This window comes from Flavobacterium fragile, from assembly GCF_023634865.1.
GTDB classification, from domain to species: Bacteria; Bacteroidota; Bacteroidia; order Flavobacteriales; family Flavobacteriaceae; genus Flavobacterium; species Flavobacterium fragile.
Window position 1 is genome coordinate 1 of sequence record NZ_JAMLJN010000005.1, and the last position, 12867, is coordinate 12867.

Genomic DNA, 12867 nt, shown 5'->3' on the forward strand with positions numbered 1-12867 from the left:
AATTATATAAATGCCCTAGGGAAAATAATTAAATGCCCTAGGGGAATTGGTTTTATTCTAGTTTATATTGGATTTTGTTCATTTCATGTGTGTAGAAATAGTTCGATGAAAATTGTGATTTAAAAATATTTTCTATATTTGTATTATATAAGCCATTCATTATGAATTACAAAGCCAAAACAATACTACACAAAGGAACGCCAAGAATTGCCGTTTACTTTGAAAAAAATGCTGCTTTAATTGCACGTATTAAAACTTTTGAAGATGCGCGCTGGAGTGCTTCTAAACAATATTGGCACTTACCCGACACAGCAGCCAACCGCTTGCATTTTAAATTACCCTTAGCCCATACACTAGTGCCTAATGCCGAAGGAATAGCGAGTATTGAAACTTTCAAACGCTACCTTTTATCTAAAAGATACAGTCCCAATACAATAAATACCTATAGTGATGCTTTAAAATCGTTTTTAACGTTTTGTAATACCAAAGCTTTAAAAGACATTAACAATCAAGATGTAATTGCCTACAACAACGATTACATTTTGAAGAACAAATTTTCTTCTTCCTTTCAGAATCAGACAGTCAACGCCATCAAGTTGTTTTTTAAGATAGTAAAAGAGACCTCGATTGAAACAGACAAAATACATCGTCCTAAACGAGAAAAAGTGTTGCCGAATGTTTTGAGTAAAGAAGAAGTGTTTAGAATACTAGATGCTACCGAAAATTTAAAACATAGAACTTTACTAGCTTTAGTATATTCTGCTGGGCTTCGCATTAGTGAAGCATTAGAGATGAAGCCAAAAGATATCGATAGTATTCGCATGTTGATACATGTAAAAAATGCCAAAGGAAAAAAAGACAGGTATACACTTTTATCAGAAAAGGTGTTGTTGTTACTTCGTGAATATTATATGGTTTACAAACCTAAAGAATACTTATTTGAAGGGCAATTTGGAGGCATGTATAGCAGCAGAAGTGCTCAAATTGTATTAAAAAAAGCTGCAGAACGAGCAGGAATTAAAAAATCTATCACCCTACACACCTTACGACATAGTTTTGCTACCCATTTATTAGAAAGTGGTACAGATTTGCGCTACATTCAAGACTTATTAGGACATAGTAGTCCAAAAACAACTATGATTTATACACATGTTAGTAACGATAGTTTAAAAAAAATAAAAAATCCTTTTGATGTGTAAGTTTTTTAAGTTAGCTTTGAATTTATATAAAACGAAACAAAACATGAAAAACTTTCGCCAATCTTGCCAATAAGGTATAAAAGTGGTTTGAAAGTTTCGCATATAAACGAGTTATGCAACAGTTAGCTCACTTCCTGTTAAAGCGAAATGTAAATTTTGAAGTTGATGAACGTAATTAATACTGTTTAAAAATTCTAAATATTCGTCATCGTGAGAAACACCTAAATTAAAAACATCAACTTTATTATTAATAAATCTCAACACTATAAAAGTGTTAAAATAACGTTCGCGTTCTTTTTTAAAACCTAATTTTAATAACCATTCTTCTGTTAATGGTATTGCTCTGAAATATTCATCTTTTGTATCAACTTTTGATAACCAATGAATATCTTCTGCATCTATTTCAGAAACTTCCCACCATTCTTTTCTTTCATCTAATTTGTCGGTAATTCTATATTCTACTAAATTACCAATTCTTAATTCTTTTGCGTTTATCATATTTTTTAATTTAAAACCGTTGCATAACAAGTGTTTGTGTTAATAGCTACGGCAGTTATTTATTTGATGTTTTTTTGTGTCTATGAGTTATTTCCATTTCGGAAACAAGTCGCTTACTTGTACGCTACTGAACACAAGCACTCGACCGTTAGCAGTAATTTTCCATAAAACGAGAACCAATGGAAATCAAGAACTTTAGTTATATAATCTCATCCGACAATTTTGACATTATTCATAGAGAAAAAATATATCTTAATGAAGAAATAACACAATCTTCTGAAGTGATAATGGAAAATAATGGAATAAAAACTCGGATAAAATTTGAGCTTGCAACAGGGCATGAAATTGACAAAAGTGATTTTTTATTTATTCCAGAAACTAATTTTTTATTCTATCGTGGAAACATCGAATGGTGTGCCTTTGATTTAACAAATAAAAATATTTCGAGAAATGAAAGTGCAACTCAATTACCCTACATAGAAAAACGAAATAATATAATCTTGATATTCGACGATTTGTATGCAGAATGCACTGATTTAAAAGCAGAACGAATAGACAATGTTCCAATTGACCCGCCAACTGAATCAGTAGAATATGAAGATAGAATTGAATTTAACAGTCCAATTTTTGGGAAACAAACTTTGAAATTAAACAAATAAAAACTACTGCTAACAGCGGTTTACTTCAATGGCTACTTCCGGATTTTCCTACGGAAAATCCGCTGCTGAATGGAATGTTTTATTATATTTGTAATGGCTTGGTGTTGGTGCAACGCCACTGAGAGCAAGCCGCAGAACGTTAGGTGTAATTTAATGACAGACATTCAAACCATATTGACGAGCAAATTTCCGAAGACAGAAGAGCGGGTTGAAGGTCGACTTGTTTTTCTAGACCAACATGAAATTATTAGACTAGACAGTCCGAGACTTCAGGCAATTACAAAGCTCGCCTTTTATAAGACGAAATTTTTTACTGGTTATCGCAAATTTACAATAATTGACACTGTAGTTGGACTCTCAAATGATAACGAAGTGTTTTTATTGACCAACCCACTTTTCTCAGACAAATATTCAGACCTTATCAAAATATTTGAGAACGTAAAATCCGCACACGTTGACAAAGGCTTCGTTTCTGACTTAGTTGACTTGTATCGAGCGACCGGAGCAAAGATTACTGAGATTGGTGCTGACAAGTATCAAATTTGGTTTGGCGACAACAAGTGGAGAATACTAGATTTTGAAATAAACGGATCTTTGAAAATAAAAACTACACCTAACAGCACCTTGCCAAAAGCGGGGCGTTCGTGGTGGCAGAAACTTCTCGGCTCCGAATAAACTTTAATCGTAGCTTGACAGATGGTGCTCCGAAAGCCCCGCCTTCGGCAAGCTGCAAAACGTTATAAACAATTATTCAGAAACTTCACGCTTAAAAATACGATTTGCGTCTGAAATAATTTTAGCAGCATCTTTTAAGTCAAATTTGCCTTTTTTCTTTTTGAATAATTCTAATGCTTTATCAATTTTGTAGTAAACTTTTTTACTTGTAAACCCTACTTCTACCATTCTTAAAACAAGCTCTATTTCTTTATATCTTTCTTTTGCTTGTATTTCTTCGTCTGTTTCAGGATATAGTTCTTTTTCTAATCTTCTACACTCAGCTCCTAATTCGTATTGCCCTAACTTAACAGCAAGGTTTTTTAACTCGTTAAGTGTTTTCATATCTTTTGAAGCACTTTCTAATAAATTTTGTAATTCCATAAAATAACTGTTTATAACAATGGTTTGTAGCAAAACTACTTTAGGCTACTTTGCCATTGTTGGTTAATAATTCTTTTGTGTTTGTAATCTTTGTTTATAATTCTACGTTCTGCTACAAGCCACCAAACGTTATAAGAAATATCTACTATTTGTTTTTATAAGAATTTATAGCTTCCCTTACTTCAACCCAATATTCTTTATTAAATATTAAATTATTACTATCAAGAATTAAATCAACTGATATTAATGCACACTCTATCGCTTGTTCATAATCATCATCATAATCAAAACCAACTTGCCAAGTAAATGGATATAGTTTTTCAATTAATTCTTTAGCTTGTTCTTTTGGTGTATTTTTCATAATTACTTTTAGTGTTTATACCCGCTACTTCTTATAACAGCAATTTGTATAAATGGCTTGTTTAGTGTGTGTCGGATAGTTAGTTAATATTATTTTTTATTTGTTGTGTTTTCGCTTAATTTACGCCACTTATACAAGTTGCAAAACGTTAGTAGCTATGTTACTAAATAAGCTGTTCAAGTTCATTTTTCGGTAAATCAGTTATTCTTTTTGAATTATTTACGCTTAATATTTTAGCACGAAAATTATCTGAAGAAACATAACCATATTTTTTATATTTTGAAGCAAATAAAAATAAAGTATTGTAAGTTGATTTATCTTTTTGAGTTCCCATCCAAGTAGCTGTATCAAACATACTTCTAACTACTTCTAACTCTCCTTTTTTCACTCCTTTTTTATACGCATTATCTTTGATATACCAAATGATAATATAGTTTAAAAAAAGTAAACCTATAATAATAACTGATAATTTTTCTGAAATCATAATTGTTAATTTTAAAAACACAGCTACTAACAAGTGTTTTGTTCAATAGCGGTGTATGGTTAATATTTAATGTTAATTTTGTACTTGTAAGCGGTTTTGTTTAATTAAAAGGTAGTGAGTCTTTGACCGCTACTAAACAAAGCACTCGAACGTTGTATGTCATTATGAAAGAAGAAACGCAGAAAAACCCAAACGAAGTTGCAAACGAAATATTAACGCAACATCTCGAAGGAAAATCGTATGGGTTTATTAAGGCAACTTGTAAAAGTATATTATCAGTTTTTGACGAAAAAGAATTAACAAAAACTGAAATAGAAAATCACAAAACTACTTCAGAAAGTTTGTTAGCACTTCATCAACTTGTTCACGGGAAAGTTTTAACTCAAGTAAAATAGGTTTAAGTTTCTCTGCTTCATCTAATAAATGATTATGATAAACTTCTAATTGTTTATCTGTTAAAGTTAATTTTAAAGCGTTAAGTTTTGAACCTATTAAAATTTGATTGATTAATGTGTTTATTTCTTGTGTCATAGTAAATTAGTTCTTTGAAATTTTACGTTTGTTAAATTTGTTAATAAAATTTGGTAGATATAAAAATGTTTATATCTTTGCACCCTAGAGAAACAAGAAACCCAATACTAAGTGCTGAGTTTCAAGTTTTTAAGAGGTTCTTAAATTAGTGTTGTGAATATCCACTTTATCAATTCAGTTATAGCTTGCCCGCTTACTTTAATGAAAAGTTCAGAATCCCACCACTTTTTAGGTTTTGGTTTTTCTTCCATTTCTGATTAAATATTAGAAGGTTATAGAAAAGTTTACCGAAGCCACCTCGGTTGGTGTGTAATAAAACTACATTTTTCATAATTAATTAGTTTTAGTTATACATAATTTATCACTCAAAGTTTAGCCCTCTTCCGTTAGGAAAGTTTGGGCAATAATTTTTTCAAATGCAAAGAAACGAAAAAATACCGAGTCTACAAAGCAATTTAACAGTAAGTTATTAACAAACGTAAATTTCACCGAACTGAGCCGAAAAAACGAAGTGGATACAATAACGCCATACAACAATCGTTTGCTTCAATGGCTACGCTTGGGAATTGTAAAAAACAGTAGAGAAAAAACAAACAGAAGGAAAAAATTAAACATCAGTGCTGATTCAACGCCACTGAAAGCAAGCGATGGAACGTTAGCGGTAATTATAACGGACGACACTACAACACATAATTTGACAAATGACACTACCGAAAGACAGAGTAATAATTGCTAGTGATGTAAGCGACAGAGACGGAGTTGGCGTTGAAATTTACCGTGACGACAAATTAGTAATTGAAATATTCCGTGACGACACAAAACGCACAAGGACTGTTACGCTTTACCAACAAGACATTTCATTAGACTTGCTTGAAGAAAGTATTCAAACTTTTAAGAAAGAAATTCCTTGGGACTTTATTGATTATGACAACTTAAAATAACTCGACCAATGCCTTTTCCAGTAGACATAAAATATATTAATGAAACGGAGCAAGAACTCGGACTAATGTTTCCAGACAAATTCAAGTCGAAAATGACAAAAGAAAATGGTGGAGAATTAATGACAGAAGATGATGATTGGCAATTATTTCCGTTTTTTGATAAATCAGACAACAAAAGAATTAGTAGAACTTGTAACCATATTGGCTTAGAAACAAAACAAGCAAAAGAATGGGAGAACTTTCCGAATAATGGTGTTGCAATTGCCTCAAATGGTTGTGGTGACTTTTTAGTATTACTGCCGACAGAAGAAAATGGGAAAAAATTAAGTGACGAAATTTTTATGTGGTTTCACGAGACTGGACAAACAGAAAAAGTAGCAGACAATATTGACGAACTAAATGAAGACTGAAAGAATAACTACCGCTAACAGCACCTACACGCAAGTGGGGGTTCAGTACTTCTACGAAAGTGAAGTGCTAAATCCAAGTTCTGTACATTTAATGAAGTTCAGTGCTAAAAATCCCCACCTGCGTGTAGCTGCAAAACGTTGTATGTAATTTTAAAAAATCATCATGAAAAAAACACTTTTAATTTTATTTTTGAATCTTAATTTAGCTTTATTTTCTCAAGAATCGAAACTTAGCATTGAACTTAATTATCCAATTCCTGCAGACAATAATTTTATTGGAAAAAATTACACTGGAATAGTTGATATTGGGGGAAAATATAAAATTATTGACAAAGACGTTTTAGATTTTGGAATTGCTTTAAATGCTGGACTTTTGACATTTAATAATTCGCAAATTAATTCACCACAGAATTACAAAATTTATGCTTACCCAATACAACCAAAAATATTTTGTGAGTTTAACATCAAAAATATTAAAAAGCTTCATCCATACACTTCTCTTGGATATAGTTTCATAATATTTAAAGCAACTGGAACCAATAATGGATATGATATTTCAGACCTAAACGATACTCAAGCTGGGATTAACTTAAATTTCGGTTTATCTTATGATATTACAAGTAAATTTTTTGTTAATGGACAATTTGACTTTACAAAACTTCAAGAAGAAAATGGAATTCCAAATACTACATTTAATACAAATGTTAATTTAGTAAAACTTGGTGTTGGTTTAAGATTATAAAAAACTACATACAACAGCGGTTTGCTTCAATGGCTACTTCCGGATTTTCCTGCGGAAAATCCGCTGCTGAATGGAATGTTTTGTTATATTTGTAATGGCTTGGTGTTGGTACAACGCCACTGAGAGCAAGCCACAGAACGTTAGCTGCCATTAATAAAAACTAATCGCTTAAAAATGAAAAAGTTTATAATTATTAGTTTACTTTCAATTTTATTTTTTTCATTCTCAAAAGATTGTCAAAATTGCAATATAGGAACTTTTGAATGGAAAGATAAAAATACTATTTATACTATTATTAGAACCAAACACAAATTAATTTCAAAAAGTAAATACGGAATTGTAAAAAATAAATTAAAATGGACTTCAGATTCTACTTACATACTTTATGATATGAAAATTGTGAAGGGAAAAGTAGAAAAGAGTGACTTAAAAATTGGAAATGAAAAAGATATGGATACTCTTTACGTTCAAATTATTCAAATTGATAATGAAAAACATAAATTACTTTCAAAATTTAAAAATTCAGAATTTGTAACCGAATATATTCTGACAAAAGTAAATCCAAAAAATAAATTTTAACGTCAGCTAACAGGCGTTTGGCAAGATTGCGAATTTTGTAGTAAATTCACGTTTACTTTTCGCAAGAAATTTTATCTTTAACAGAAAATAATCGGTTCCGAAGTTCGCAACCTCGCCAAGCGCCGGAACGTTGTGTGTCATTTTAGCCGAACGAAAACAGAATTAAATGAGAAACATTCTCCTACTTTTTATACTTTTTTGTGGAAATTATATATTCTCACAAAACTTTGAAAATATAAGCAAAATTAAATTTTCATACATATACGGAGGTTCTTCTTGGGGGAAAAATGGTATTTACTCAAGAAGTGAAATATTTGAATTAACTAAAACTGAGAATGGAGATTTTAAAATTTCACAACATCTTAAAATAAACCAAAAAGTATACAATAAAGTCTTCTCAGAAGATTCAATAACAATAAATACATCAAATTATAAAACCATTCCAAAAAGTGATGTTGATTATCTTTTAACTTCACTAAACACAAACAAAGAAAACTTTACTGAAGAATTTTTAATACAAAATTTCACAAAACCAACTAAAAAAGAAATTTTAAAAATTGCAAAGCAAAATGGTGATAAAAACTATTTAAAAAATGATTACGACGAAAAAAATGATACTGAAAAAAAATATTCTGAAATTCAAAACTATAAATATTTTGATGAATATTTAAAACTTAACAAACCTATTTTAAATGTAATTACTTTAACATTGGATGCATGGAATAGTTTAGGAATTATTACTTTTTCAAAAGAAGAAACTAAATTATATGATTTAGATTTTCCTAAATATTGCGGACATCCGATTTCCGTAAATTATATCGAAATTAAAGAAAAGGATAAAAAAATAAATATCATAGAAAACAAAAGTTCTTCAATAATTAATTTAAATGTGAATTTAATTTTATTGAAAATATTACCAAAAAACACAAAATTAAGTGTCGAGTTAAATTTAAATAATATTCGAGATGAATATATAAATTGGTTTTTAGAAAATAAAAGAACCGAATTTGAATATTAAAAAACGAACACACAACAGGCGTTTGGCAAGATTGCGAATTTTGTAGTAAATACACGTTTACATTTCGCAAGAAATTTTATCTTTGATAGAAAATAATCAGTTCCGAAGTTCGCAACCTCGCCAAGCGCCGGAACGTTAGCAACAATTTTGTGATGAAAAGACTTCTTACAATATTATTATTTTTGAAAGTTACTTCAAATTTTTTAATTGCTCAAACAAATGAAATTTTTGAAGAAAAGAATGTTAAAGGTGTAATATTCTCTAAAGACTATATTAACAAAGCTCATAATTGGCTGGATAACAGCTACAGATTTACGCCAACTCGTGAAGAAATTAAAGCATTTGAAAAAAACTTAAAATTAGATTTAAAAAGAATAAACACTAATCGTTGGAACCAGAAAGGTTCTTGTCCTATAATCCACAAAAACTTAAAAAAATACGTCAGACAATATCTAGGTTTTATTGATGATTCTGGAAAAAAATATCTATTGATAAATTTCCTTTGGCAGGATAATGTCGAAGAAAATGAAAATGATGAATTTTATAACGAATTGGGAGATTGGAAAAAACATTGGCAAGTTTGGTTTGACGGTTGCAGTCATTTTTGGAATGTAAAATATTATATAGATTCGGAACTTTTATTTGATTTACAAATAAACGGATCGTCATAAAAACTGTTGCTAACAGCGGTTTGGCGCCATTGCGGGTTTTGCGAATATTTGGAAAGTTATTCGTTAAACCAAAATTTGTTTATATTTGTCATGTTCCGTGTACTAATGCCGCAACAGCAGGCCAAGCCGGCGGGACGTTAGCAACAATTTTGAAAAAAAATATGGTAAAATCAATTATAATAATGGTCAGTGTATTTTTTATACTGAATGGTTTCAAAGCATATAAGTTCATCCAAGAAAATGTAAAAAAAATACCAAAAGCAACATTTGAACAACAATTGGATTCTTTTCAAAAGTTAGGTTTTAAATTTAATAATGGTATTACCAAAGAAAGTCTATTGGAATCTTTTGATAAATCAGAATTTGAAAATGACCCGTGGAATTTGATGTATGTTTGTTTAGGTTCTACAATTGAAAAAGAACCTTACACTCCTATTACTGACGATTGTTGGCATTTTGATGCAGAATGTATTGAAGACCATGGTTCGTATGTAGATATTCTTGAAAACTTAAAAAGAATTTCAAAAGGACAATTAAACCTTGAAAATATAAAAGATTACGTTGATATAGAAAATGAACAAGCTTGGGTTTCTTTTGATTTTGAAGGTAAAAGTTATAAATGGAATTTGAGAATTGACAATGATTGGGTTGACGGAGAGTTATTTGACAAAATTCAAGAAGTAAATTCCGTAAATAAAAACACTAAAAAATTTACAGTTTATGTTCTCGGACAAGATGCAGTAATCGGATATATGAATGATAAAGAAATATCTGAATTCAAAAAGACAACTAAAATTGAATTAAAATATCTCGAAGGTATTAATGATATTGGACAATAAAAAACTGTTGCTAACAGCGGTTACAAGTAATGGCTAGTTCAGTACTATTCCGAAAATTCTCCGAATTTTCTAAAATAAGTTTATATTTGTTATGGCTTGGTTATGGTTTACGCCACTACTTGTAGCCGCAAAACGTTGTGTGCAATAATAACAAAATTCTAATCAAGAATATAAATAATTTAATCCAGATGCAAGAAGAAAATCAAGAATTAGAAAAATTAGAAGAAGAGTTATCTTATGAAGATAATTATAACGAATTACCTCCAAATGATATAGTTGCATTTAATGAATTACGTTCTTGTGCAGATTTATTGAGAATGTATGAAACCAACCAATTAGAAATCCAACCTGATTTTCAAAGAGATGTAGTATGGTCTAAACCAGACCAAACTAGATTTATAGATAGTTTAATTAAGCAACTTCCTATTCCAAGCATGTGTATTAGTTTAGACTATAAAACGGATAAACGTCAAATTATTGACGGTCTACAAAGGATGAGCAGTATTATTAATTTCCTATCAAATGATGAATGGAAATTATCACAACTAGAAGATATTGACGAAAATTTATCAGGTAAAACTGTACATACTATAAAAACAAAATTCAAAGATTTATATTCAAGAGTCCAAAATGTTGTAATTCCTATAACTGTAATTCGATGTGATTATTCTAAAAAATCGCATTCAGAATATTTATTTACAATATTTCATAGATTAAATTCCGGAGGAATAAAATTGAATAATCAAGAAATTAGAAATTGTATTTTCAATGGTAATCTCAACACTTTATTAAAAGAACTTTCAAAATCAAATATTATAGTTAATACTATTGGTGAAAAATCAAGATTTGCAAATGAAGAATTATTATTAAGGTTTTTTGCTTTCAATGATAATTTGAATTCTTATTCTGGAAAATTATCTACTTACTTAAATTCTTACATGCATACAAATCGCAATTTAACTGATGAAAATATAGAACAAAAAAGGAGTTTAGTAACTGAAACCTTTACCATAATTTATAATCAAATTTTTGATGAAAAATCAATTAAAGGAATTGGAAAAACAGTATTAGAAGGATTATTATTTGGGATTTCACAAAACATAGAAACTCTAAAAATTAAAGATAAAGAACACATTAAAAATTTATATGCTCAATTTCTACAATTGGAAGAATTTAGTTTAGTAAACTTAAAAGAAGGTTTAGCACAAAAAGAAAAACTAACTAATAGATTAATAGCCTCAAAAAATATATTTTCTAATTAATGTTGCCAAAACAGCCAATAAAAGATTTACTAGATGAATTAAAAACACTTTATGATTCAACAACCGACACTAATCATAAAGTATATTATTCAAAGTTAGCTCTAATGGAGCTTTGCGGATGGATTGAGCTATGTATTGATGAAATACTGGAAAACTATATTGATACAAAATTAAGTCTTGCAACTAATTTAAATCTTGCAAAAACAATTTATGTTAAACAAACTTATGGTTTTGAATATGATAAAAACCTTCGACCATTATTAATTAAGATAATTGGATTAATTAATGTTGAAAAAGTTGAAGATTTATTAGATTTTGACGGTGGAACTTTTACTTTATTAAAATCACAGTTAAACAATTTAGTTTCATTAAGAAATGCAGCAGCACATACTACAATTGTTGGTGTAACTCACACGTATCAAGCCCCACATTCAATGTTAACAAACTTAAATAATATTTACAATCATTTATCTAAACTTGAATTAACATTATCAATGATATAATTACTGCACACAACAGCGGTTTGGCACAATAGCTGTTTTTATCTTAAATAGAACTTTTGATTTTCCGCAGGAAAATCTTATCTTAGCAAGAAAATATACGTTCACGCAGCCGCTACTGCGCCAAGCCGCGGAACGTTACCAGCAAGTTTACCGCAGACTCAAGAATCTAGAATGATGTCAGAAATATGAAATACTTAATAAAATTAATAATATTCTTAATTTCATTAAATCTAAATGCCCAAATAGAAGGCAAATTCAAGCATAAAATATGTAAGCACGGACCCAATTGTTTTGTTTTTAAATTTGACAAAAACGGTACTTTTGAATTTATTTACAATCAAGATATTTTAGGTAGTGGATCTTTAACTGGCAAATATACAGTAGTAAAAGACACCATTAAATTGACAACTGACAAAGTTTTTTTTTCGCAGCCAACCAGAATAATAGAAACAGAAAATTCGGATTCAAAGACAACTAAAATAGCCGTAAAGATTCAAAGAGCATCAAAAAAAGGAGAAGAAGAAACTGAAAGTATGGAATGCTATATATCAATAAATGATGGAGATTTTTTTAAAACTGACCACAACGGGATGTTAATCATCCCTAAAATGAAAATCAACAAAATCCAAATAAAAGATATTTTCGAAATAGAATTAAAAAGTGAGCCTTTAATAAAATTAACTGAAACAATTTTTTATCCAAAATTCGATAAAAATAGTATTGAAATATTTACTTCTGAAAATGACGAAGGAATTGATTTAGCAATGTCAAGTTGGATGACAAAATTGCTATTAATCAAAGGGAAAAAATTATTTCCTTTAACTTTTGAACCTGAAGAAGTATATTTAGGTAAGGAAAAAACATACTATGAAAAATTTAATTAGTAATCTGTGAAAATAAAACCTGCTGGTAACAGCGGCTTGCTTCAATGGCTATTTCCGGATTTTCCTACGGAAAATCCGCTGTTGAATGGAATGTTTTGTTATATTTGTAATGGCTTGGTGTTGGTGCAACGCCACTGAGAGCAAGCCGCAGAACGTTGTAGGCAATGTTACTCCAAAAAACGAATTAG

19 protein-coding genes are annotated in these 12867 nt (G+C 29.7%); 15 read left to right on the top strand and 4 right to left on the bottom strand.

Going from position 1 to position 12867, the window contains the following annotated elements; translation table 11 throughout:
- Positions 1-161 precede the first annotated feature (161 nt).
- Positions 162-1199 (top strand): site-specific tyrosine recombinase/integron integrase, encoded by a 1038-nt coding sequence (gene xerA, locus NAT47_RS06990; protein ID WP_250581662.1) that lies wholly within the window; start codon positions 162-164, stop codon positions 1197-1199.
- Positions 1200-1310: 111 nt separating this feature from the next.
- On the opposite strand, the gene NAT47_RS06995 is transcribed toward xerA, so the two are convergent.
- Positions 1311-1697, bottom strand: a complete 387-nt coding sequence (locus tag NAT47_RS06995; RefSeq protein ID WP_250581664.1) for a hypothetical protein — start codon at positions 1695-1697, stop codon at positions 1311-1313.
- 179 nt (positions 1698-1876) lie between these two features.
- Here NAT47_RS06995 and NAT47_RS07000 point away from each other — a divergent pair, with 179 nt between their 5' ends.
- Together NAT47_RS07000 and NAT47_RS07005 are read left to right on the top strand one after the other, a co-directional pair.
- Positions 1877-2356 carry a hypothetical protein gene (locus NAT47_RS07000; RefSeq protein ID WP_250581665.1) on the top strand — a complete coding sequence of 160 codons (480 nt, stop codon included), beginning with the start codon at positions 1877-1879 and terminating at the stop codon, positions 2354-2356.
- 153 nt (positions 2357-2509) lie between these two features.
- On the top strand, positions 2510-3031 hold the full coding sequence (locus tag NAT47_RS07005) for a hypothetical protein (protein WP_250581666.1): 522 nt from the start codon (positions 2510-2512) through the stop codon (positions 3029-3031).
- A 72-nt stretch (positions 3032-3103) separates the two neighbouring features.
- Here NAT47_RS07005 and NAT47_RS07010 read toward each other — a convergent pair whose 3' ends face one another.
- The 3 genes from NAT47_RS07010 to NAT47_RS07020 form a co-directional block, all read right to left on the bottom strand.
- Positions 3104-3454, bottom strand: coding sequence for a hypothetical protein (locus NAT47_RS07010; protein WP_250581668.1), 351 nt, complete (start codon positions 3452-3454; stop codon positions 3104-3106).
- A gap of 145 nt (positions 3455-3599) precedes the next feature.
- Complete coding sequence (locus NAT47_RS07015; RefSeq protein ID WP_250581669.1) at positions 3600-3815, bottom strand: hypothetical protein; 216 nt, start codon at positions 3813-3815, stop codon at positions 3600-3602.
- 163 nt (positions 3816-3978) lie between these two features.
- Positions 3979-4299 (bottom strand): hypothetical protein, encoded by a 321-nt coding sequence (locus NAT47_RS07020; RefSeq protein WP_250581670.1) that lies wholly within the window; start codon positions 4297-4299, stop codon positions 3979-3981.
- 164 nt (positions 4300-4463) lie between these two features.
- On the opposite strand from NAT47_RS07020, the gene NAT47_RS07025 reads away from it, so the two are divergent.
- From NAT47_RS07025 to NAT47_RS07080, 12 genes are all read left to right on the top strand, one after another.
- Positions 4464-4694 carry a hypothetical protein gene (locus tag NAT47_RS07025; RefSeq protein ID WP_250581671.1) on the top strand — a complete coding sequence of 77 codons (231 nt, stop codon included), beginning with the start codon at positions 4464-4466 and terminating at the stop codon, positions 4692-4694.
- 647 nt (positions 4695-5341) lie between these two features.
- Complete coding sequence (locus NAT47_RS07030) at positions 5342-5566, top strand: hypothetical protein (RefSeq protein WP_250581672.1); 225 nt, start codon at positions 5342-5344, stop codon at positions 5564-5566.
- Positions 5532-5771 (top strand): hypothetical protein, encoded by a 240-nt coding sequence (locus NAT47_RS07035; RefSeq protein ID WP_132120159.1) that lies wholly within the window; start codon positions 5532-5534, stop codon positions 5769-5771. The genes NAT47_RS07030 and NAT47_RS07035 overlap by 35 nt, the downstream gene beginning before the upstream one ends.
- An 8-nt stretch (positions 5772-5779) precedes the next feature.
- Positions 5780-6181 (top strand): SMI1/KNR4 family protein, encoded by a 402-nt coding sequence (locus NAT47_RS07040; RefSeq protein WP_250581673.1) that lies wholly within the window; start codon positions 5780-5782, stop codon positions 6179-6181.
- Between the two features lie 163 nt (positions 6182-6344).
- Positions 6345-6923: an outer membrane beta-barrel protein gene (locus NAT47_RS07045; protein ID WP_250581674.1), complete on the top strand. Its 579-nt coding sequence runs from the start codon at positions 6345-6347 to the stop codon at positions 6921-6923.
- 174 nt (positions 6924-7097) lie between these two features.
- Positions 7098-7502, top strand: a complete 405-nt coding sequence (locus NAT47_RS07050; protein ID WP_250581676.1) for a hypothetical protein — start codon at positions 7098-7100, stop codon at positions 7500-7502.
- Between the two features lie 166 nt (positions 7503-7668).
- Entirely contained in the window at positions 7669-8520 is an 852-nt protein-coding gene (locus NAT47_RS07055; RefSeq protein ID WP_250581677.1) for a hypothetical protein, read from the top strand.
- A gap of 152 nt (positions 8521-8672) precedes the next feature.
- Entirely contained in the window at positions 8673-9191 is a 519-nt protein-coding gene (locus NAT47_RS07060; RefSeq protein ID WP_250581679.1) for a hypothetical protein, read from the top strand.
- Between the two features lie 182 nt (positions 9192-9373).
- Positions 9374-10030 (top strand): hypothetical protein, encoded by a 657-nt coding sequence (locus NAT47_RS07065; RefSeq protein WP_140999467.1) that lies wholly within the window; start codon positions 9374-9376, stop codon positions 10028-10030.
- Between the two features lie 188 nt (positions 10031-10218).
- The gene (locus NAT47_RS07070) at positions 10219-11292 is read left to right on the top strand and encodes a DUF262 domain-containing protein (RefSeq protein ID WP_250581681.1); all 1074 of its coding nucleotides are present in this window, start codon (positions 10219-10221) and stop codon (positions 11290-11292) included.
- On the top strand, positions 11292-11795 hold the full coding sequence (locus NAT47_RS07075; protein WP_250581682.1) for a HEPN domain-containing protein: 504 nt from the start codon (positions 11292-11294) through the stop codon (positions 11793-11795). The genes NAT47_RS07070 and NAT47_RS07075 overlap by 1 nt, the downstream gene beginning before the upstream one ends.
- Before the next feature lie 185 nt (positions 11796-11980).
- Entirely contained in the window at positions 11981-12679 is a 699-nt protein-coding gene (locus tag NAT47_RS07080) for a hypothetical protein (protein WP_250581683.1), read from the top strand.
- The last annotated feature ends 188 nt before the right edge of the window (positions 12680-12867 follow it).

Excerpts from the sequence above, each read along its gene's own strand:
- xerA (WP_250581662.1), top strand. The coding sequence starts at position 162 with ATGAATTACAAAGCCAAAACAATACTACACAAAGGAACGCCAAGAATT.
- NAT47_RS06995 (WP_250581664.1), bottom strand. The coding sequence starts at position 1,697 with ATGATAAACGCAAAAGAATTAAGAATTGGTAATTTAGTAGAATATAGA.
- NAT47_RS07000 (WP_250581665.1), top strand. The coding sequence starts at position 1,877 with ATGGAAATCAAGAACTTTAGTTATATAATCTCATCCGACAATTTTGAC.
- NAT47_RS07005 (WP_250581666.1), top strand. The coding sequence starts at position 2,510 with ATGACAGACATTCAAACCATATTGACGAGCAAATTTCCGAAGACAGAA.
- NAT47_RS07010 (WP_250581668.1), bottom strand. The coding sequence starts at position 3,454 with ATGGAATTACAAAATTTATTAGAAAGTGCTTCAAAAGATATGAAAACA.
- NAT47_RS07015 (WP_250581669.1), bottom strand. The coding sequence starts at position 3,815 with ATGAAAAATACACCAAAAGAACAAGCTAAAGAATTAATTGAAAAACTA.
- NAT47_RS07020 (WP_250581670.1), bottom strand. The coding sequence starts at position 4,299 with ATGATTTCAGAAAAATTATCAGTTATTATTATAGGTTTACTTTTTTTA.
- NAT47_RS07025 (WP_250581671.1), top strand. The coding sequence starts at position 4,464 with ATGAAAGAAGAAACGCAGAAAAACCCAAACGAAGTTGCAAACGAAATA.
- NAT47_RS07035 (WP_132120159.1), top strand. The coding sequence starts at position 5,532 with ATGACACTACCGAAAGACAGAGTAATAATTGCTAGTGATGTAAGCGAC.
- NAT47_RS07040 (WP_250581673.1), top strand. The coding sequence starts at position 5,780 with ATGCCTTTTCCAGTAGACATAAAATATATTAATGAAACGGAGCAAGAA.
- NAT47_RS07045 (WP_250581674.1), top strand. The coding sequence starts at position 6,345 with ATGAAAAAAACACTTTTAATTTTATTTTTGAATCTTAATTTAGCTTTA.
- NAT47_RS07050 (WP_250581676.1), top strand. The coding sequence starts at position 7,098 with ATGAAAAAGTTTATAATTATTAGTTTACTTTCAATTTTATTTTTTTCA.
- NAT47_RS07055 (WP_250581677.1), top strand. The coding sequence starts at position 7,669 with ATGAGAAACATTCTCCTACTTTTTATACTTTTTTGTGGAAATTATATA.
- NAT47_RS07060 (WP_250581679.1), top strand. The coding sequence starts at position 8,673 with ATGAAAAGACTTCTTACAATATTATTATTTTTGAAAGTTACTTCAAAT.
- NAT47_RS07065 (WP_140999467.1), top strand. The coding sequence starts at position 9,374 with ATGGTCAGTGTATTTTTTATACTGAATGGTTTCAAAGCATATAAGTTC.
- NAT47_RS07070 (WP_250581681.1), top strand. The coding sequence starts at position 10,219 with ATGCAAGAAGAAAATCAAGAATTAGAAAAATTAGAAGAAGAGTTATCT.
- NAT47_RS07075 (WP_250581682.1), top strand. The coding sequence starts at position 11,292 with ATGTTGCCAAAACAGCCAATAAAAGATTTACTAGATGAATTAAAAACA.
- NAT47_RS07080 (WP_250581683.1), top strand. The coding sequence starts at position 11,981 with ATGAAATACTTAATAAAATTAATAATATTCTTAATTTCATTAAATCTA.